Below are 19,127 nucleotides of genomic sequence, written 5' to 3'. Positions count from 1 at the left end.
ACCATCATAAAGCGATGTATGAAATTCCTCCTTTCATAGGTCGCTTTTTTTCTTGAAATCGCAAAAAACACTTGACATCTTTATAAAAATGTGCGGCGAAGCCCTTAATTATAAATTATCTTTAGGAGGTTTCGTTTATGAACCAGGCACTGATTGCAAAAAATACGCTTTTCCAAATCATCCGCTCTATGGCCGCTTCCCCGGCTCCTTATGTTTTGAATCCGGATAAGGATTTTACCAGGAACCGCATCCTTGACTTCTTCACCACCATGAGATTTACTCTTTCCATGCAGGCTTCTCCCTTAAAAAAAGAGCTTCTGGACTTCTTTGACTATCAGGCGGATACCGTCTCCCCCTCCGCTTTAATCCAGCAAAGAAAAAAGATACGCCTGAAGGCTTTTTATCACCTTCTTTATCAGTTTAACCAGGTCTTCCTCTCTTCTTCCTACCGTGGACACCAACTCCTGGCCTGCGATGGTTCTGTTTTGAATGTCCCCCTTGACCATGTCCCGGGAAATGAAGCCTACTCTTATTCAAAGCGCGAGACCCAGAAGGATTACTATCAGCTTCATATCAATGCCCTTTATGATTTATGCAATTACTGTTATACCGATTTGATCATCCATCCAAGAAAAGGGCACCATGAGGTCCAAGGCCTCTGCGAGATGTTGGAACTCCGGGATTTTACTCCCGGTTCGATTCTGATCGCTGACCGCGGCTATGAGGCCTACCGTCTCTTTGCCCAGATTGAACAAAAAGAGCTTTTCTATCTCTTCCGGGTCAAGGACGGCAATACCGGGGGGATTGTAAAGGGCTTTCCACTCCCGAAAGAAAAGGATGCCCAATTCGACGAAACCTTTACCCGGATTTTTACCTGGCGCAAAAACGAGTATATCCGAACCCATCCGGAGCTTTACAAAATCGTTACCCATGGCAACTCCCCCTATTTTCTCAACAAGGAGCGGCCGCAGTTTAAAATGACCTTGCGGATTGTACGGTTTGAAGTATCACCGGGCATTTATGAGTGTGTCATCACCAATCTCCCAAAAAAAGAGTTTCCTCCGGAAGAGTTAAAAGAACTCTATCGGATGCGTTGGGGAATCGAAACTTCCTTCCGGGAATTGAAATATGCCATTGGCCTTTCCAATCTCCATTCAAAAAAGGTGGAGCTCATCCAAAAGGAAATCCTGGCACGGGTCATCCTGTATAATTACTGCGAGATCGTCATTGCCGCTGTGATCGTCGAGAAAAAAGGTACGAAATATCAATACCAGGTTAACCACACAATGGCCATCCATATCTGCCGTAATTTCCTGAAAGGTCACTTCCAGGGAGCTCCACCTGATGTAGAAACACTGATCGCGAAAGAACTGCTGCCAATCCGCCCGAATCGGAGCTTTCCCCGGAAGGTAAGCTATCATCCCGCAGTAAAATTCAACTACAGAGTTGTCTAATATCCCCTTCATTATAAGACAGAAACCAGGCAGATGGCAACCTGCCTTTTTGTGGTGCCATAAAAAGGCAGCGCTTGACCTTCCGAAAGAAAATCCATTACATAGGCGGAATCAAAATCTCTTAACTTAATGACATTGCGCTCTTTGGAGTACATAACGAACACTAACCTCGAAAAGACCTCGGTAAGTGCCGATGAACTCCCAGGTTCCCTGCGGAATCTTTTTCTCCCGGATTCCCCACAGGAAGGTTATGGACCGGGACTGAAGACGCCGGGGTTGTCGTGCACACACCGGCGCGCCATGGGGCTCCGGCTGAGAAGCCTCTTTCTTGAGGGGGATGGGAGGATAGGGGGGTGAGGTATGTAAGCCGTATGGATGGGATTATTCCTTTTTTTCGTGCAGTTCTACCAGGATGATATCGTCTCCTATCTGCTGGATGTCACAGAAGGGGATTACGTATTCTTTCTCATGTCCCAGAAAGCCCCAGACACAGCATTGGCCTGGGACGATGATCGCTAGCATTCTTCCCGTGCAGATATCAAAGTCTACGTCTCCTACAAAGCCGAGCCGCTTGCAATCGCAGATGTTGATTACCTCTTTTTGTTTCAGGTCACAGATTCTCATTTTTATGGCCTCCGGAATGTTGGTTACTGATAGTATATGCATGGTTTGAGGATAGGTTCTTTCCGGAATGGGTTCTTTGATTGTGCATCCTCGCTGAACATTTTTGCTTTATAGGATGTAATTTCTATGAACATAAAAGACAACCGCCAGTCCCGGGATTCGGGGCTAACGGTTGTCTTTTATGTGTGATGCTGCCGGTGCACAGTGTGCAGGCTTCTTACTGTTCCTGGTTGTCGGATACGTAGATTGCGGATTCTACGCCTGCGGTCTCGCCAAATACGATTGTGGCCGTCAGGTCATTGCCTGCCAGGGCTGCATCGCCGTGGACGCCTGCGCTGATCAGTTCTCCTGCTGCATAGAGTCCCGGAACGGTTTCTCCCTTTGCATCAATTGCTTCCGCACATGTATTAACGATAACGCCTGTCACTTTCTCATCAGATGCCTTGGAAAGCTGGATATCAAGTTTGGATATAATAGGAAGCAGTTCTTTGTCTGTGGCTACAAGAGCGATGCTGTTGATGGTTTTTTCTTCCCCATCCACTACTGCTTTCACTCCGGTTACCGCGCCGTCTTCGTTTGTGATGATTTCGTTGACTGTCACACCTGTCTTAACAGGGATCTTAAGTTCTTCTACTTTCTTAACAAGAGCATCGGATACTTCCTCTGCAAGGCTGCCGCCGTTGGCCAGTGTATAGCTTCTGGCTACTGAGGAGCCGTCTTTCTTCTCCACGCCTTTTAATTCGATGCCAAGGCCTTCGAGCCAGTTCTTGGCCTCCTCGGCGCCCTCAACAAGGAATTCCGCCATCTCGGCATTGTTCGTATTCTTTCCTGCCTTCATCGTGTCGGCGAGGTATAACTCGTAGGAATCCTCGATTTCTGCCTCAAACTGCTCCGCCGTATCGGACGCGTTGATGAATTCTTCCTTCTCTTTGACGTCGGCCGCCAGTTCATCGGCGCCGCTCAGGATCAGAATCTTGGACGGGCTCATTCCGTCGGCCACGGCCTGGATAGCCGCTGTCAGCCCTGCGCCGTCTCCTCCGAGAATCACAAGCTGCGGTTTATTCTCCTTTGCCGCCGTCTCTGTGGCCGCCTCCGTTGTCTCCGGCGTTGTCTGAGCCTCCGTCGTGCCTTCTGTGGATGGTGTCTTTGTGGTATTATTGCTGCATCCTGTCATCGCCGCTGCAGCCATCACTGCTGCCGAAAACAGGGCAAGTGTTCTTTTCTTCATGTAGCATTCTCCTCTCTTTTGCAGTCCTGTCGGTATCTGCTTTTCCATGGCCGCCAGCCGGGAACGGATGTTCAGGCGTTTAAACCTGCTGTCTTCCGGCTGTACCAGTATTAAAGTCTAGCATATTATCGGCCGCAAATCAATTGAGCTTTTTTTAATTCTATTTGGAAAAATAAAATTCTTTATTAAATATTTATAAAATCGGGAACCAAACTCTGTTTTACGCCTTGCAACCTGGGATTTTTATGCAGAATATATACGAAAATGCCTTATGGAATGATGGCCGGAAAGCAGCGGAAAGGAGGGCATAATAAAGTGAGTGAAAACAGAAAATGCTTTCACTCACTTTGTTTATTAGTCAAAACCGGAAAATACGGCAGGAAACGGTGTGTTTTACCGTTTCAATTCATTACGCAGCGTACTGCCAAGCGCGAAAGACTCACCATATCAGTCCCCTTTGCCCGGAGCGAAAGCCCCTGCCCTACGCGCAAAGATCCGCAATCACCTGCGCAAATATTTTCGCGCTTACGAGCAGTTCGTCAATCACAGCAAATTCGTCTGCGCCGTGCATCTTATTATCGGTCTCCGGCATGGCTGCTCCGAATGCCACTCCGTTCTTAAGCGTGTGCACATAGGTGCCTCCGCCCATGGACTCACATGTTCCTTTTCTTCCCGTATAGGTCTCATATGCACTCAGCAGTGTTTTTACAAAATCGGAATTGCCGTCCACATGGTGAGGAGGCGTCATGGAATCGTTGGTGAGGGTAAATCCGTGCTCTGCCAGCTTCCTCCTTGCAGGCTCCAGTACATTTCCTTCGTTGGAGCAGATTGGGCAGCGGCTGTCAAATGTGGCATCCAGGCTGCCGCCGTCCACTTCCAGAAGATCGAAAGCCAGGGTCAGCGCACCGGAAAGTTCATCTTCCATGGCAACCCCCAGCGCCTCTCCGGCTGTGTCATGGCATGGGAAAAGTTTTACAAGGTTATGAAGAGCTTCAATCTGTCCGCACTCTGCAAAAGGAAGGCGGCTGATTAAAAGCAGAAGCGCCGTCAGCGCATTTTTACCTTCTGTTGGAAGGGACGCATGGGCTCCAACGCCAACGGCCGTAATCTCCAGCGTGTGGTTTCTGCCCTGGATTTCAAAAGATACTCCCGTCTCCTTCTCCACTCCTTCCGATACCTCACGGACCAGATCATCGTCCAGTCCTTCAAATACGGCAAATGCCTTTCCGGGAACTACGTTTACCTTGGTGCCCGCATGGATGGAAATCACTCTTGGAAGCGATTCGGAAGGTTCAAATTCCGCTGTAAAATGACCGGACAGACTTCCTTTTTCTATGTTAACAACCGGGAATGAGCCGTCCGGTGAAAATGTCATCGGTGCTTCCTCCTCCACATCGTAATAATGGCGGATATCGGAGCTGCCGCACTCCTCATCGGTTCCCAGAATCAGACGGACATTTTTAGAAACCGGGATTCCCAGCTCCCTGATGGCGCGCATGGCATAGAGGGCGGCTACAGCCGGTCCCTTATCATCTGCCGTTCCGCGTCCGTAAAGTTTTCCGTCCTTTTCAACAGGCTCAAACGGCTCTGTCACGGTCCAGCCCTCTCCGGCCGGGACCACATCGAGATGAGCCAGGATGTCGAGCTGCTTTTCCTTGTCATTGAGGTCTGCGGTTCCTACGTAATTGTCGTAATTATTAATTGAAAATCCGTACTTTTCAGCCATGGAAAGAGCCAGCGCCAGAGCTTTGCTTGCTCCCTCACCGTACGGTTTTCCCTCCTGATAAGATGTTTTCTCACTGTTAATTCTGCACAGCAGGCAGATATCATCTATCATTTCCTGTCTGTGGGAATCGATATATTTTTCTATTTCTTCTCTGTACATAACCGGTCCTTTCCGCTATTTAAGCAATTCCGCCAATACCTGGTTTACCACTTTTCCGTCAGCTTTTCCCTTTACCTTCGGCATCAGGACTTTCATGATTTTTCCCTTGTCGGACGGAGCCGCCTTCTCAATTCCGAGTTCCGCCAGCACCTCTTTGATTACCGCAGCAATCTGCTCCTCATTCATGTCCTCCGGGGCAAACTCTTTGTAAACCGCCATCCTGGCCTCAGCCTCGGCGCGGATATCATCCCTGTCTGCGGGAGCCAGCTCATAGGTCTCCTTCGTCTGTTTCAGTTCTTTCTTCACGATAGCATCGGCCTCAGCCTCGGTAAGCGGTTCCCTTTTATCTATCTCTGCATTCTTAAGAGCGGAAAGAAGCATGGAAAGAGAATCTTTTCTCGCCTTGTCCTTTGCCTTCATAGCCTCTACCATAGCTGCACGTACAACATCAATCTTACTCATCTTCTTACCTCCTGTGAATTATATGAAATGATGTGAAACCATATCCTTAGCGGTTCCCTGTTAATTATTGCGTCCAAACTCACTGAGCTTTAAGCCAGGGTTACGGTCGAGGACCATTCCCACGCTCCAGCTGTTGATAAATATCAGCAGTGGATTGTCCTTAAGATCTTTAATCCTCTTCATATCGGATGTACCCTGGAGCTTCGCCACATCCACCTCATCCTTATTCTCGATCCAGCGGATATATTCATATGGAAGCTTATCTAACCTGACCTCCACGTTGTATTCATTTTCCAGTCTGTAGGTGAGTACCTCAAACTGCAGCTCTCCTACAACGCCGACGATAATCTCTTCCATTCCCGTATTAAACTCCTGGAAAATCTGGATCGCGCCCTCCTGGGCAATCTGGTTGATTCCCTTGATAAACTGTTTCCGTTTCATCGTATCCATCTGGCGGACTCTGGCAAAATGCTCCGGCGCAAATGTGGGGATTCCTTCAAACTCTATCTTATCGGAAGCCGTGCAGAGCGTATCCCCGATGGAGAAAATGCCCGGATCGAACACACCGATAATATCGCCGGCATATGCCTCCTCCACGATCTTCCTGTCCTGTGCCATCATCTGCTGCGGCTGGGACAGACGGATTTTACGGCCGCCCTGTACATGGGTAACCTCCATTCCGGCCTGGAATTTGCCGGAACAGATTCTCATAAATGCGATTCTGTCCCTGTGGGCCTTATTCATATTGGCCTGGATTTTAAATACAAAGGCGCTGAACTGGTTGTCAAACGGATCCACAATGCCCGTCGTCGTCTTTCTTGGAAGAGGTGACGTCGTCATCTGGAGGAAATGCTCCAGGAACGTCTCCACTCCGAAATTAGTCAGGGCGGAACCGAAGAATGCCGGCGAAAGCTTACCCTGGCTTACCAGGTCCATATCAAATTCATCGCTGGCGCCGTCTAAAAGCTCGATATCTTCCAGAAGCTGGCTATGGTAGTCCGGCCCGATGATGCCGTCCACATCGCCGCTCTCCAAATCAAATTCCTGGGAAGCGACTTCCTTCTGTCCTCCCATGGCAGCCGTGAATGTGGTAATCTTCTTTGTATTTCTGTCGTATACGCCCTTGAAATTCTTTCCGCAGCCGATCGGCCAGTTGACCGGACATGTCTTAATTCCAAGCACACTCTCAATCTCATCCATCAGTTCAAAAGGATCCCTGGCTTCACGGTCCATCTTGTTGATAAATGTGAAAATCGGGATATTCCTGAGCAGGCAGACCTTGAACAGTTTGATCGTCTGTGCCTCGACACCCTTTGATGCGTCGATTACCATGACGGCGGAATCTGCCGCCATCAACGTACGGTACGTATCCTCCGAGAAATCCTGATGTCCCGGTGTATCCAGGATGTTGATGCAGTATCCTTCGTAATTAAACTGCAGTACGGACGAAGTGACGGAGATACCTCTCTCCTTCTCAATCTCCATCCAGTCGGAAACAGCGTGCTTAGCCGCCTTCCTTCCCTTGACCGTTCCGGCCAGGTTGATCGCTCCTCCGTAAAGCAGGAACTTCTCGGTTAATGTGGTCTTACCTGCATCGGGGTGGGAAATGATGGCAAAGGTGCGTCGTTTTTTAATCTGCTCTGTTATATTCTCCAAGAGTTTTTCCTCCAAAATCAATGATTCTCTAATGTTCCACACTGAATATGGCGCATACCGCCTTTCCATAAACAGCCTCTGTTTCCTGTCGAAAAAATAGACATCCGTGGAAGATGTCTACTTTATTCTATTATGAAATATAAGGAAAGTCAATAAAAAGTCTTGACAGAACTTTTCTATAATCTGCCTTATCTGTAACAGTTCAGACAGCATGAACTGTTACGGCATTCGGCTAATGAAATCGCTGCGCGATGAACCGAATGCCTGCTGCCACTAACTTTTTGTACGGTCAGCGCAGTAAATGCGCAGACCTATCTGAACTGTTACCCTTGTCTATCCCGTGCCGGGTATTTTTTCAAAGCGATATGATCCACTTTTTTACAAGCTCTGTCCAGGACTGGCAGCACGGAACCACATAACTGCCTCTCCCGTCATCCATCACCTTGTCCGTCTCCTCATTTGCCAGAGCCAGACCGTGTCTTCCCTGCGGATAGATATGAAGCTCCAGGCTGACCTTTGCCTTTTTAAGCGCCCAGGCAAAAAGCAGGGAATTTTCCACCGGCACGGTTCCGTCGGTATCCGTATGCCACATGAAAACAGGCGGAACCTGTTCTCCCACCTGGTTCTCCAAAGACAGAAACTCCCGTGAAAATTCCGCTCTGCCTTTTCCCGTCAGGTTGTCAAAGGATGCCGCATGCCCGAATTCTCCCGATGAGATAACAGGGTAAGAAAGGATCAGCCCGTTCGGACGCATTTGCTCCGGTTCAAGCCCCAGCCGTTCCTTCAAGAAATCCCTGTTCCAGAACACTCCCAGCGAAGCTGCTAGATGACCGCCCGCCGAAAAGCCGCACACGCAGATTCCGTTTGGCTCAATATGCCATTCACCGGCCCGTCTCCGTATCAATGCCACGGCGGCCGCCAACTCACAGAGCGCCTCGGGAAAAATGCCGGGATCCGTGCTGTAGTGAAGCACAAATGCCTGACAGTCCATGGCGAGAAACTGGAAAGCCGCCGGTTCCCCTTCTCTGGTGGAACAGAATTCATAACCGCCGCCCGGACAGATAATGACCGCTTTTCTCCTGGCATCCGGTTTTCCGTCCGTGTTATCCTTCAGAAAACAGGTGAGAAGCGCGCCTCCGCTGCGCCGTTTGCGGTTCTTCGGTAATCCCGCGTCTCCACCGCTGCTGTTTTTACTGCTGTCGTTTCCACTGCTACTTCCTTCAATGCTTCCGTTGATATTGCCGCCGTCGTCCCCTTCTGTCTCCATCGGTATGTCTTTTATCCGGAATCCTGTTTCTCCTATCCCGGTCTCTATCAAATACTTTTTAAAAATCATCCAATCACGCTCCCATTCACTGCTGCACAAAAAAGATACCATCATTGTACACCGCCGTTTGGCCACGGTAAAGTAAAAATACCTGCTATAATGAGCCTATAATGAGAAAGCCAAAAAACTAACCTTTACTGTTCCTACCCCGTTTAAAAACAGCGTGCTGCGAACAATAACACGTCTCATGGGATATTGCCGGTGGACAGGTGGACAATAACGAATAATATTCAGCCGCAGGACCAGACTATAGTGCAAGATATATTTATCATAACAATTCACATGTTTGCACGATTGTTTTTCCGACAAAAATATTGTATACTTTCAGTATATTAAACATAAGGAGCATCCGCATGATTCTGGCAATCGATATCGGCAACACGAATATTTTCATTGGGGCCATTGACAGTAAAAAAACATATTTTGTAGAGCGTATCACAACTACTATTGGCAAAACCAATCTGGAATATGCTATTACGCTGAAAAGTATTCTGGAAATCTATCATATTGAGCCTAAAGAGATTGAAGGCGCTATTATTTCCTCGGTCGTCCCGCCGTTAAACAGGACGCTTATGTCCGCTGTCAGAAAAATCACCGGAATCTCGCCCAAGCTCGTCGGCTCCGGCATGAAAACCGGACTCAATATCCTGATGGATAATCCGAAATCCGTGGGCAGCGATATGATCGTCAATTCCATTGGAGCCCTAGGTGAGCATGAGCCGCCCATTATTATCATGGAGATGGGGACCGCCACCACGATGTCGGTCATTGATAAGAACAGCCGTTATATCGGAGGCGCTATTCTCCCCGGCCTCCGCGTATCTTTAGACAGTATGAGTGCAAGTACGGCCCAGCTACCGCGAATCAGCCTGGACACGCCAAAAAGAGTTATTGGGAAAAATACCGTGGATTGTATGAGAAGCGGGGTTATTTTCGGCAATGCCGCTATGATAGACGGGATGATTACGAAAATTGAGGAAGAACTTGGCGAACCCGCCACCGTTATCGCTACCGGCGGTATTGCAAAGGCAGTGCTGCCGCTCTGCAGCCATACGATTATTTATGATGGGGCGCTGCTGCTGAAGGGGTTATTGGCGCTGTATGAGAAGAACAGATAAAAAAGCCGGAAAAAGAACGGCATATCAGATGGCAAGACGCCATTTTATATGCAGATTCTTTTCCGGCTTTTTCGTTGTCCAGTACTGAATTACAGAAAATTATTTTTACGGTATTCGCTGCCGTTCATAAATAGATTAACGTAATTTTCTCTTCTCATTCTCTTCTTATTTTACAACCTTCAAAGTAGAGCAGTCTCTCTCAATATTATCAATCTTCTCTCTGTCCAGTCTGAGTCCGAAGCCAAACGGATTGACTACCACTCCGTCCACCTTCCTCACCAGCTTTTTCAAATCGCGGAACTTCACAACGACCGGCTGGTATTTCTGTTTCTTGTCAAATTTTCCGAACTCGATAAGATCGGTGAATACGGGATAGAACTTAAGGCCCTTATTGTCGGCGATCATCGGATAAACACGCTCATTCACATCCTCTGCCGGGATCAGGAACTTTGCATTGTATAACTCGGAACACATCAGGTCCTGCATCGGTTTTACTGCTCTTTTTCTGGAAAGCTCCTGGTAGAACTGGGCTGCGGCACGCATCAGGGACGGATTAATCACCATGTCCGCGGTCTCTTCCGGTTTCTCTACAATGCTGAATAACGACATTGCAAGAGATTCCTGGCCCTTGTCGACCATAACGGCCTCAAAGCCGCTGCGGTACAGATCATTAAAAAATCCGATTCTCTGGGCCGGTCTGATCTCAAGGCTCTTCACCTCGTATCCTTCCCACTTTAATTCCTTTACAAATTCATCTGCAAATGCTTTGCTGGAAAAGATATAAGCTGCCGGCTTCTCATTCTCTGCCCCCATGAAAAAGTTGTTGGTAGCTCTGGCTGCAACCGCAAACAGGGCTTCTCCCGTCTTAATTACTTCCAGAATTTCTCCGAAAACTGCTTTATCTTCATTCTCAAGATAGGATTTAATCAGTTCGTTTATGGTTTTCATTCTTTTCCTCCATCTGTATGCATCAAAAGTTATTGTACTATTCTAACACAGACAGGGTCAACAATCAATCAACTCTCTGAAAAGGAAAATTTTTTCATCCCCCCAATCGTATAAATCGATCCAAATTCGTACATCATTCATTTATAAGAATTCGGTGGAAAATATCCCTTACAATAAATTCCGCCGAGATAATTAATGAAAGATGCGGAGGTAAAGTACATGCCTGTATACAAAGTGGAAATCTGCGGAGTCAACACTTCCAAACTGCCGCTTCTCAGCAACGATGAGAAGGAAGCGTTGTTTAAACGGATTCTTGATGGGGATATGGATGCCAGAGAACAATACATTAAAGGAAATTTACGTCTTGTCTTAAGCGTCATCCAGCGTTTTTCAAACAGCAGCGAAAATGTGGACGATCTTTTTCAAATCGGCTGCATCGGGCTGATAAAAGCGATAGATAATTTTGATATAACACAGAACGTGCGGTTCTCCACCTATGCAGTTCCGATGATCCTCGGAGAAGTCAAACGTTACCTGAGAGATAATAATTCAATCCGTGTCAGCCGTTCCCTGCGCGACACCGCCTACAAGGCAATCTATGCCCGGGAAGGGCTGATGAAAAAGAACCTGAAGGAACCGACCATCTGTGAAATCGCGGATGAAATCGGAGTCAGCAAGGAAAGCATCACTTATGCCCTGGACGCAATCCAGAGTCCGGTCAGCCTCTACGAACCGGTCTACACCGACGGCGGAGATCCTCTGTATGTCATGGATCAGCTCAGTGATAAAAAATGTTCAGAAGAACACTGGATCGAGGACATTTCCTTAAACGAAGCAATGAAACGCCTCCCGGAACGCGAGCGCCATATCATCGACATGCGTTTCTTCGAGGGTAAAACCCAAACCGAGGTAGCCGAAGAAATCCACATCAGCCAGGCCCAGGTCAGCCGCCTCGAAAAAAGCGCATTAAAAAGCATGCGAAACTACCTGAGCTAATTCCCGGAAAGAGGGTTCCCCGGTTCTCCGAAAGCGGGCCATCCGGGCCGCCATAAACATTTTAAATACACAGTGCCCTGCCCTGATAAAGAAAGACATTAAGAAGAACTAATTTCTTCAAATCAATCCTCTTTCTTCATCAGACAAGGCACTATTATCTTTGCCTAAAAACTTTAACACATCACCCAAAGACATTTAACACATCTCCTTGAGCGTGTTTGAAAATTCATTCCCGCCATCTGCACGCCCTGTCCTCCTTTCCCCAGGAAAAGAGAACCTCTCATCCATCGGTCCAAAAGTTCTCTCCTCCCCTTTTCCTTTCCCCTCAGTTGACACATTTCCCCACATATTCTATACTTGATGATAAGCTCTTAACACAGTCCATGTTCCAATCATACAGGGAACATTCGCTGCGCGTTTCCTGAAGGCCCTCACTTGCTGTGAAAGGCCGGGGTGAAACCGTACATATCACCGAAAAAAATATTTAAGGAGTTACCACTATGAACCCAACCGCACCGTCACGTTCCCCTTACTGGGATATTGTAAAAGGACTTGGTATTATTGCAATTGTTCTTGGACACAGCTGTTACTTTGCCGTAGGCTTTGTCTATCTGTTTCATCTGGCCTTGTTTTTCTTTGTCTCCGGCTATCTCTACAGCGAAAAAAAATACGGGGATGCTCCCTTTGCCTTTTTCGGCAACCGATTTGCAGGAACATGGCCCCGTTATGTTTTTTACACATCCTGTTTCGTCCTGCTCCACAATTTCTTTGTGACGCAGGGTCTCTATTCCGGCCAGGAGCTTTATAACCATACGAAAATGCTGGCTCAGATTTGTACCAATATCTCCTTCACAGGCTCCGAGCCGGCCCAGGGAGCGCTCTGGTTCATTCCGGCCTGGCTGGCCGCATCCGGTCTGTTCGGCGCTGCCGTATGGTTCGGCCGCACCTTTTCAAGACGGATTGGAAAACCAGAGCTTAAGGTATGGCTGATTGGATTTGCCTGCGCCTCAATCGGCGCCGCCGGTGTGTTCCTGAATATGAGGCAGGTGGGGATTGCCTATAACCTTCACGCATCCCTGGTCGTAGTACCGGTTTACTTTTTTGCATACCTGCTGCGGCTTCACTGTCCCGATTTTAAGAAGTACACCACCTGGTACGGCTGCGTTATCAGCGCCATTGCCCTCTACTTTATCAATGCAAAGATGGGCATCTATATTCTTTTAGACGGAATGGTAATTCCCGGAGCCTGGTTTTACGTCATCTCCCTGATTGGAATCTATTTCTGTCTGTCCCTCGGAACTCTGATGGAACGTTTTAATGCCGCTTCCCGTTTTCTTTCGTTCCTGGGACGCTATTCCTTTGAGATTATGGCGGTTCATTTTGCCGTCTTTAAACTGGTGGACTACTTCTATGCAAAGCTCTGGCTCCGGTCGGTACCCGAAAATCTGGCCGGGTTCCCCACCGGTTTTTCCCATGAGCTGTGGCCGGTCTACCTGATAGCCGGAACCCTGATTCCCGCATTCATCGGCTGGATTTCTACTCGTATTTCACGATTTCTTTTTTCAGCCGCTTCATAATCTTTTTCTCGAGCCTGGAGATGTAGGACTGGGATATGCCCAGAAGGTCTGCGACTTCTTTCTGCGTCATCTCATCCTCATTCTCCGTTCCCAGGCCGAAACGCAGTTCCACGATTTTCTGTTCTCTCGGCCCCAGACGGCTGATTGCCGTACTGAGCAGATTCTTTTCTATCTCATCTTCCAAATCCCGGTAAATGACGTCCTCGTCGGTTCCCAGAATATCAGAAAGCAAAAGTTCATTTCCGTCCCAGTCCACATTGAGCGGTTCGTCAATGGAGACTTCCATCTTTGTTTTGTTGTTGCGTCTTAAATACATCAGAATCTCATTTTCAATACACCGGGAGGCGTAGGTGGCAAGCTTGATGTTTTTATCAATGTTAAAGGTGTTAATTGCCTTGATAAGTCCGATAGAACCGATAGAAATCAGGTCCTCCACGCCGACGCTGGTGTTGTCAAACTTCTTCGCTATGTAGACTACAAGACGCAGGTTGTGCTCAATCAGCCTCGATTTTGCCTGAGCATCCTTCTCCGTTCCCAGTTCCTTTAACACCTCTGCCTCTTCCCTGCTGTTTAAGGGCGCCGGGAGAATATCCGCACCGCCTATATAATGTACTTCCCCCTCTTTCTGAAGAAAAACCGATTTAAACGACGGAACCATCTTAAGACGGAATTGATTCGGGATTGCTAATTTTATAACCATAATTTCTTTCCTCCTTAAATAACCATATCTGTAACCGTCAGAGTCTTCTTCCTTACCTTTTCGCAAAACAGCGCGTTCCGCTTTGCCGGGTACAACGCCTCCTGAACGGTTATCATTATTTTCATTACAGCTTTCCATCAATACTGCGGCCTTCTCACAGCCACAGCTTTTCATTCAGCAAAATCTGGTAAGAACCATTCTGTGACAGTGTTTCTTCCGAGATTGCAATATACGGTTTCTCTATTACTTTCTTCTGACCTTCTTTTTCTATCTCCATCCTGTCGGCCCGGACCGCCGGTAAAATGCCGCTGTCCTTCCCGACCGAGCGGAAAGGGACGAACAGAACCGCATTCACGGTGCCGAACAGCTCCCCGCAGCTTTCCGCCGAGATGACGCTGACCGGGCTTCCCGTATAGGGTTCCGTCAGGCGGTTGCCCGTGTCCAGAAAACCGGTAAAACCGGCTTTCCTGCCCTGATATTCAATCAGGACGCTGTAGAGATGGCCGCTGTCCGTCGCACTCTTTGACACGGTCCTCCACAGGTACAGCGTTAAAAAGATACTGAATCCCGCTGCCGCCGCATAGAGATAGATAGAACCAAAGAAGCCTCCTGCACGGAACAGCTCCATCAGGCCTGCCGTCATAACCGCCGCCAGATACAGGCCCGCCACGGCTTTTATAAGCGCGTTCAGGTCTTTGATTCGGAATGCCAGGGCCGCCATCAGGGCGCTGGCTGCGAAGTATGTAACAATTGACTGGAGAAAAAAAACAGGAAAGGGAAAAATGGTCACAGCCAGCGCGTAAAAAGCTCCCGCCATGCTGGCCAGCAATATTCCTCCCTTTCGTGTCTCCAGCTTCATCACCTTTTTTACTACTGTGAGAAGCAAAAAATCGATTGTAAAATTATTGGCTAACACCACATCCGCGTAAACGTTGTATGTCACCGGAAATTCTCTCACCTCTCTGTCTGACAGTAGGATACAGTTCAGCTCTGTTGCAGAATAACGCCGGGTTTTCTCAAAAAAGCGATACCGCCCGACAGGGTATACCGGACCTGAACTGTTACGACAGTAGTCATTATAAATTCCCGGGCTTGTGTTTTTTGTCAAATACGGAAAGTTAATTCCTGTTTTTGATCGTCATATTTCGAAACAAAATGCGGACACCGCGATCGGCTTTTCCATGACGGGAATCGTTCCTGATTTTCCCTCTGCTTCCTGTGGCTGTGGAGGACCCATCCCCTGTGCCCTGGCCGATGAAACCAGCCGTAAGGGTAAAATAGCCGCCCGCCACCTGTATTTTAAGTCCGGCCGGCCGGCCGTATCGTTCTTATTTTGTTGGTTTAAGATTGAAAATGTCGAAAATTCAATTCAGATTTGAACGGCGGGACATAAAATACCACCGCTGTTTTTAAAAAAGAGATTTGAAAAAAGATTTATTATAAAAAGAGCCCGGAACCGGCAGACAATCGTGAACCGGACTGATTTTATCATCCAAAACGGCCGCAATGCTTACGCACTGCGGCTAATATCGTCTCATATGAAAAATACGGAAAACAGGCTGCTCTCTGTCTCCTGTCTGTGTCTAAATCCTAACCCTGATTACTTTTTATTCTTCAGGAAATCCGGGATATTGATCTGTGTCTCTCTCTGCATCGGGCGGTATGGCTGCACCGGTGTGGAAGGCTGTACCGGAGCCTTGGGCTGCTGTGGCTGCTGGGGAACTGCTGCAGAAGGAGCCCTGTAGGTCGGTGTCTTATAGGCAGGCGCAGATGTAGCCGCCGTCTCTCTGCCTGCTCCCTGAGGTGCAAACGTTGGAGCCGGTTTTGCCTTGAATGGTGTGGTGAATTCAGTCATGGCCTTGGATACGGGCGTATTGATGCCATGGGCATCCAGTCCTGTTGCAATAACCGTGATTGTTGCTTCATCCTGTGCATTCTCATCAAACATGGCGCCGAAGATGATGTTGGCATCGTCTCCTGCCAGTTCCTGTACATAAGTTGCGGCGTCATTAGCCTCGATCAGGCTGATGTCACCGGAAATATTGATAATAACGTGGCTTGCGCCTTCGATGGTGGTCTCTAACAGAGGGCTGGCAACAGCCTGTTTAACGGCTTCAATAGCCTTGTCGTCACCCTTGGCATGTCCGATGCCGATATGGGCGATACCCTTGTCTATCATAACGGTCTGTACGTCCGCGAAATCCAGATTGATAAGTCCCGGAACATTGATAAGATCCGTAATGCCCTGTACGGCCTGCTGAAGCACCTCATCGGCCTTCTTAAGAGCATCCGGCATGGTTGTACGGCGATCTACAATCTCAAGGAGTTTATCGTTAGGGATTACAATCAGAGTGTCTACATTGGCTTTTAATTTCTCAATGCCTGAAAGTGCGTTTCCCATACGTGTCTTAGCTTCAAATCGGAACGGCTTCGTTACAACGCCTACGGTCAGAATACCCATATCCTTGGCAATTCTCGCGATAACCGGTGCCGCACCTGTTCCGGTGCCGCCGCCCATACCACAGGTTACGAATACCATGTCGGCGCCTTTCAGCGCCTGAGCAAGCTCTTCCTGGCTCTCCTCTGCAGCTTTCTCGCCGATCTCAGGCTTCGCCCCGGCTCCCAGTCCCTTAGTCAGCTTCTCACCGATCTGCATGGCTGAAGCGGCCTTGCAAAACTGCAGCGCCTGCTTGTCCGTATTAATTCCAATAAATTCCACACCTGCTATATTCTCTTCTATCATGCGGTTAACCGCATTATTTCCGGCTCCGCCGACACCTATAACGATGATTCTGGCAGAATTCTCCGATTCATTTATCTTAATCTCTAACAAGATAGTTCCTCCTTCACTTATCCATCTGATCTTGTTTATCTTTATAATTATTATTCATTCTGGATTGTCTAAATCTGGTCTACCTAATACTATATTTGATTTTCGGTAAAAAATCAACTGTGAATTTAATAAAAATATTACTTATTTTGTTTTTTTACGCCGCAGTTCCGCTATGGTGCGTTCCACAGGGGATTTTCAGGCCGTCCTTTATTCATCCTGCTCAAAGCGGTATGATGGATTGGAGTTTGTTTCATCATAAGTATCAAGATATAATGTACCGGAAAGCTCCGTGTAGGTGTTTAAAATATCTCTGAGTTCGGAAATTTTACCGTTTATCTGGGCATTGCCGCCCAGCTCCACCTTCAGGTTGTCCACGGTCAGCGTGGCCTCTTTCTGGCTGTTGAAATCGATCCTGTCCGCTTTGATGTCATACATCTCAAGCACCTGGGTCAGATTCAGTATCTCGTCGAATATCCTCACATCCTCCACCGGCAGAGGTTTGTGCAGGACAATATGGCCGAATCTGAGGCCGGTAATCATCGGAATGCCCGCCAGCTTTTCATTGGTGCTCTCTACGATGATACCGTCCTTGTCGAAATACATCAGGCTGTTCATATAGGAAACGTAGCCGACCACACTTTTTTCATAGGTGATGATTTCCACATTGACAGGACTTCTGAATACTATTTTATAGTCTTCCACAAAAGGAATTGTCTTATGTGGGCGGAAACGATACTGATAGTAGCAGTAAACGGGATTTCTGCTTAATTTTGTATCAAAAATCATAGCTTCAATCTGTTCCTGCGTATATCTCTCGTTACCGCTGACTTTCACCGTTTTAATCCGGACAGAGAGAAGGACGGCAAGCAACAGCAGCACAGCCAGAAAAATCCCTGCAATTACCAGTTTTTTTCTGTTTTTGTTTACTCTTCTCAACTGTGCACCTCCTGTTTACTTCCCGCCCGGCGGTTCTATCGTATTTCACTCTGCGAATCGGGATCACAGACGTCGTTCAGCGTCCGGCCGGTTCCTCCACATATCGGATGCAGGCTCCCATCCCGGACAAATCACGGCAGATATCCTCATATCCCCGCATAATATATTCACAGCTGCTGACGATTGTCGTTCCTTCCGCCATCATGCCCGCGGCTACAAGGGCCGCGCCGCCGCGCAGATCCTTCGCCTCGACATGGGATCCCTTTAAATGGGTGTGCCCCACAATTCTGGCGATATCTTCCTCGACAATAATCTCAGCTCCCAGTTTTTCTAGCTCCACTGCCGTTTTGAACCGGTTCTCAAAGATTTTTTCTTCTATGATACTGGTACCTTCCGCCCTGCTCATCACCGCCATCATAATGGACTGAAGATCGGTCGGAAATCCCGGATAGGGATCGGTCTTTATGGATGACGCCTGCAGTCTTTCCGGGGCTTTTACGTAAATAAGCTCATCCTCCGCATAAACCAGAGCGCCCATCCTCTTTAGTACCGTAGTGACCGTTAAAAGGCCCGCGCTCTCGGTACCGGTCAGAAGAAGCTCTCCGCCGGCTCCGGCCGCCGCCAGAAGGTAAGTTCCTCCGGCAATCCTGTCACCGCATACGGTAAATCTGGAATCATGGAGAGGCAGACCGCCTTCGATTACGAGCAAATCGCTCCCGGCTCCCCGGATGGAAGCTCCCATGTTATTCATGAAACGGCACAGCTCCGTAATCTCGGGCTCTTTCGCACAGCCTTTTAATATGGTTTTTCCCGAAGCCGCCACCGCCGCAAAAATTGCATTTTCCGTGGCTCCGACGCTTGGGAACGGGAAATCCACCACTGTTCCCCGAAGGCGCGGCACGCTTGCCCGAAGCGGCTCATCCCCTTCCCCTTCCTCTATCAGGACCCCCATCTTTTCAAGGGCCATCAGATGAAGATCAATCGGCCGCTTCCCTATCATACAACCGCCCGGATAATACACTTCCGCCTCTTTGCATCTTCCCAGAAGAGCGCCAAGAAGCATGATGGAGGAACGCATCTTCTCCATCTCTTCCCTGGGAATGGAAAAACGGGACAGCCCTGCCGCATTGATCGTGAGGCTGTGTCCATCCAGGACGCAGCTGCATCCCAGAGAATCAAGTATCCCCATCATACAGAACACATCCTGTATTCTGGGGACATTATCAATGACCGTTATTCCCTTGTTCAGAACTGCTCCTGCCATCATCGGCAGAACCGCGTTCTTTGAACCCTGCACTATAATTTCACCTTTTATCGGGCACAGCCCCTGGACCTCTATCGCAGACAAGAAAAACCCCTCCCGTTTGTCTTCTATATACTATC

17 protein-coding genes are annotated in these 19,127 nt (G+C 48.2%); 4 read left to right on the top strand and 13 right to left on the bottom strand.

What is annotated here, in order from left to right; genetic code table 11:
* Window positions 1-137 precede the first annotated feature (137 nt).
* Complete coding sequence (locus EJL91_RS14920; RefSeq protein WP_125142746.1) at window positions 138-1,454, top strand: IS4 family transposase; 1,317 nt, start codon at window positions 138-140, stop codon at window positions 1,452-1,454.
* 381 nt (window positions 1,455-1,835) lie between these two features.
* Here the strand turns inward: EJL91_RS14920 and EJL91_RS14915 are convergent, their stop codons facing one another.
* The 6 genes from EJL91_RS14915 to EJL91_RS14890 all read right to left on the bottom strand — a co-directional run bounded on the left by EJL91_RS14915 (window position 1,836) and on the right by EJL91_RS14890 (window position 8,645).
* Window positions 1,836-2,078: a PRC-barrel domain-containing protein gene (locus EJL91_RS14915; RefSeq protein WP_125142745.1), complete on the bottom strand. Its 243-nt coding sequence runs from the start codon at window positions 2,076-2,078 to the stop codon at window positions 1,836-1,838.
* 217 nt (window positions 2,079-2,295) lie between these two features.
* The gene (locus EJL91_RS14910; RefSeq protein ID WP_125142744.1) at window positions 2,296-3,306 is read right to left on the bottom strand and encodes an FAD-binding protein; all 1,011 of its coding nucleotides are present in this window, start codon (window positions 3,304-3,306) and stop codon (window positions 2,296-2,298) included.
* A 481-nt stretch (window positions 3,307-3,787) separates the two neighbouring features.
* Window positions 3,788-5,191, bottom strand: coding sequence for a Sapep family Mn(2+)-dependent dipeptidase (locus EJL91_RS14905; RefSeq protein WP_125142743.1), 1,404 nt, complete (start codon window positions 5,189-5,191; stop codon window positions 3,788-3,790).
* 15 nt (window positions 5,192-5,206) lie between these two features.
* A complete protein-coding gene (locus tag EJL91_RS14900; RefSeq protein WP_125142742.1) occupies window positions 5,207-5,653 on the bottom strand; it encodes a GatB/YqeY domain-containing protein in 447 nt (148 codons plus the stop codon).
* A gap of 60 nt (window positions 5,654-5,713) precedes the next feature.
* The gene (locus EJL91_RS14895) at window positions 5,714-7,378 is read right to left on the bottom strand and encodes a peptide chain release factor 3 (RefSeq protein WP_423243444.1); all 1,665 of its coding nucleotides are present in this window, start codon (window positions 7,376-7,378) and stop codon (window positions 5,714-5,716) included.
* 286 nt (window positions 7,379-7,664) lie between these two features.
* On the bottom strand, window positions 7,665-8,645 hold the full coding sequence (locus tag EJL91_RS14890) for an alpha/beta hydrolase (RefSeq protein ID WP_125142740.1): 981 nt from the start codon (window positions 8,643-8,645) through the stop codon (window positions 7,665-7,667).
* Window positions 8,646-8,989: 344 nt separating this feature from the next.
* Here EJL91_RS14890 and EJL91_RS14885 point away from each other — a divergent pair, with 344 nt between their 5' ends.
* The gene (locus EJL91_RS14885) at window positions 8,990-9,754 is read left to right on the top strand and encodes a type III pantothenate kinase (RefSeq protein WP_125142739.1); all 765 of its coding nucleotides are present in this window, start codon (window positions 8,990-8,992) and stop codon (window positions 9,752-9,754) included.
* A 165-nt stretch (window positions 9,755-9,919) separates the two neighbouring features.
* Here EJL91_RS14885 and EJL91_RS14880 read toward each other — a convergent pair whose 3' ends face one another.
* A complete protein-coding gene (locus EJL91_RS14880) occupies window positions 9,920-10,702 on the bottom strand; it encodes an SseB family protein (RefSeq protein ID WP_125142738.1) in 783 nt (260 codons plus the stop codon).
* 219 nt (window positions 10,703-10,921) lie between these two features.
* Between EJL91_RS14880 and sigG the strand changes: the two genes are divergently transcribed.
* Window positions 10,922-11,698 (top strand): RNA polymerase sporulation sigma factor SigG, encoded by a 777-nt coding sequence (sigG, locus tag EJL91_RS14875; RefSeq protein WP_125142737.1) that lies wholly within the window; start codon window positions 10,922-10,924, stop codon window positions 11,696-11,698.
* A 173-nt stretch (window positions 11,699-11,871) separates the two neighbouring features.
* Here the strand turns inward: sigG and EJL91_RS25385 are convergent, their stop codons facing one another.
* Window positions 11,872-11,982, bottom strand: a complete 111-nt coding sequence (locus tag EJL91_RS25385; protein WP_423243447.1) for a DUF6783 domain-containing protein — start codon at window positions 11,980-11,982, stop codon at window positions 11,872-11,874.
* A gap of 216 nt (window positions 11,983-12,198) precedes the next feature.
* Between EJL91_RS25385 and EJL91_RS14870 the strand changes: the two genes are divergently transcribed.
* Window positions 12,199-13,275, top strand: a complete 1,077-nt coding sequence (locus EJL91_RS14870) for an acyltransferase family protein (RefSeq protein ID WP_125142736.1) — start codon at window positions 12,199-12,201, stop codon at window positions 13,273-13,275.
* On the opposite strand, the gene sigE is transcribed toward EJL91_RS14870, so the two are convergent.
* From sigE to murA, 5 genes are all read right to left on the bottom strand, one after another.
* On the bottom strand, window positions 13,235-13,975 hold the full coding sequence (gene sigE / locus EJL91_RS14865; protein WP_125142735.1) for an RNA polymerase sporulation sigma factor SigE: 741 nt from the start codon (window positions 13,973-13,975) through the stop codon (window positions 13,235-13,237). The genes EJL91_RS14870 and sigE overlap by 41 nt on opposite strands.
* 154 nt (window positions 13,976-14,129) lie before the next feature.
* Window positions 14,130-14,918 carry a sigma-E processing peptidase SpoIIGA gene (locus EJL91_RS14860; RefSeq protein WP_125142734.1) on the bottom strand — a complete coding sequence of 263 codons (789 nt, stop codon included), beginning with the start codon at window positions 14,916-14,918 and terminating at the stop codon, window positions 14,130-14,132.
* 657 nt (window positions 14,919-15,575) lie between these two features.
* Window positions 15,576-16,808, bottom strand: a complete 1,233-nt coding sequence (ftsZ, locus tag EJL91_RS14855; RefSeq protein ID WP_125142733.1) for a cell division protein FtsZ — start codon at window positions 16,806-16,808, stop codon at window positions 15,576-15,578.
* 207 nt (window positions 16,809-17,015) lie between these two features.
* Complete coding sequence (locus tag EJL91_RS14850; protein WP_125142732.1) at window positions 17,016-17,744, bottom strand: cell division protein FtsQ/DivIB; 729 nt, start codon at window positions 17,742-17,744, stop codon at window positions 17,016-17,018.
* A 76-nt stretch (window positions 17,745-17,820) separates the two neighbouring features.
* Window positions 17,821-19,092 carry a UDP-N-acetylglucosamine 1-carboxyvinyltransferase gene (gene murA, locus EJL91_RS14845; RefSeq protein ID WP_125142731.1) on the bottom strand — a complete coding sequence of 424 codons (1,272 nt, stop codon included), beginning with the start codon at window positions 19,090-19,092 and terminating at the stop codon, window positions 17,821-17,823.
* Window positions 19,093-19,127 lie beyond the last annotated feature (35 nt).

This window comes from Clostridium transplantifaecale, assembly GCF_900626075.1.
In the GTDB taxonomy this organism is placed as follows: Bacteria; Bacillota; Clostridia; order Lachnospirales; family Lachnospiraceae; genus Otoolea; species Otoolea transplantifaecalis.
This window is presented reverse-complemented; position numbering and strand designations above follow the sequence as displayed.

Coding starts and splice junctions, on each gene's coding strand:
- EJL91_RS14920 (WP_125142746.1), top strand. CDS start 138: ATGAACCAGGCACTGATTGCAAAAAATACGCTTTTCCAAATCATCCGC.
- EJL91_RS14915 (WP_125142745.1), bottom strand. CDS start 2,078: ATGAGAATCTGTGACCTGAAACAAAAAGAGGTAATCAACATCTGCGAT.
- EJL91_RS14910 (WP_125142744.1), bottom strand. CDS start 3,306: ATGAAGAAAAGAACACTTGCCCTGTTTTCGGCAGCAGTGATGGCTGCA.
- EJL91_RS14905 (WP_125142743.1), bottom strand. CDS start 5,191: ATGTACAGAGAAGAAATAGAAAAATATATCGATTCCCACAGACAGGAA.
- EJL91_RS14900 (WP_125142742.1), bottom strand. CDS start 5,653: ATGAGTAAGATTGATGTTGTACGTGCAGCTATGGTAGAGGCTATGAAG.
- EJL91_RS14895 (WP_423243444.1), bottom strand. CDS start 7,378: ATGGAAAGGCGGTATGCGCCATATTCAGTGTGGAACATTAGAGAATCA.
- EJL91_RS14890 (WP_125142740.1), bottom strand. CDS start 8,645: ATGATTTTTAAAAAGTATTTGATAGAGACCGGGATAGGAGAAACAGGA.
- EJL91_RS14885 (WP_125142739.1), top strand. CDS start 8,990: ATGATTCTGGCAATCGATATCGGCAACACGAATATTTTCATTGGGGCC.
- EJL91_RS14880 (WP_125142738.1), bottom strand. CDS start 10,702: ATGAAAACCATAAACGAACTGATTAAATCCTATCTTGAGAATGAAGAT.
- sigG (WP_125142737.1), top strand. CDS start 10,922: ATGCCTGTATACAAAGTGGAAATCTGCGGAGTCAACACTTCCAAACTG.
- EJL91_RS25385 (WP_423243447.1), bottom strand. CDS start 11,982: ATGAGAGGTTCTCTTTTCCTGGGGAAAGGAGGACAGGGCGTGCAGATG.
- EJL91_RS14870 (WP_125142736.1), top strand. CDS start 12,199: ATGAACCCAACCGCACCGTCACGTTCCCCTTACTGGGATATTGTAAAA.
- sigE (WP_125142735.1), bottom strand. CDS start 13,975: ATGGTTATAAAATTAGCAATCCCGAATCAATTCCGTCTTAAGATGGTT.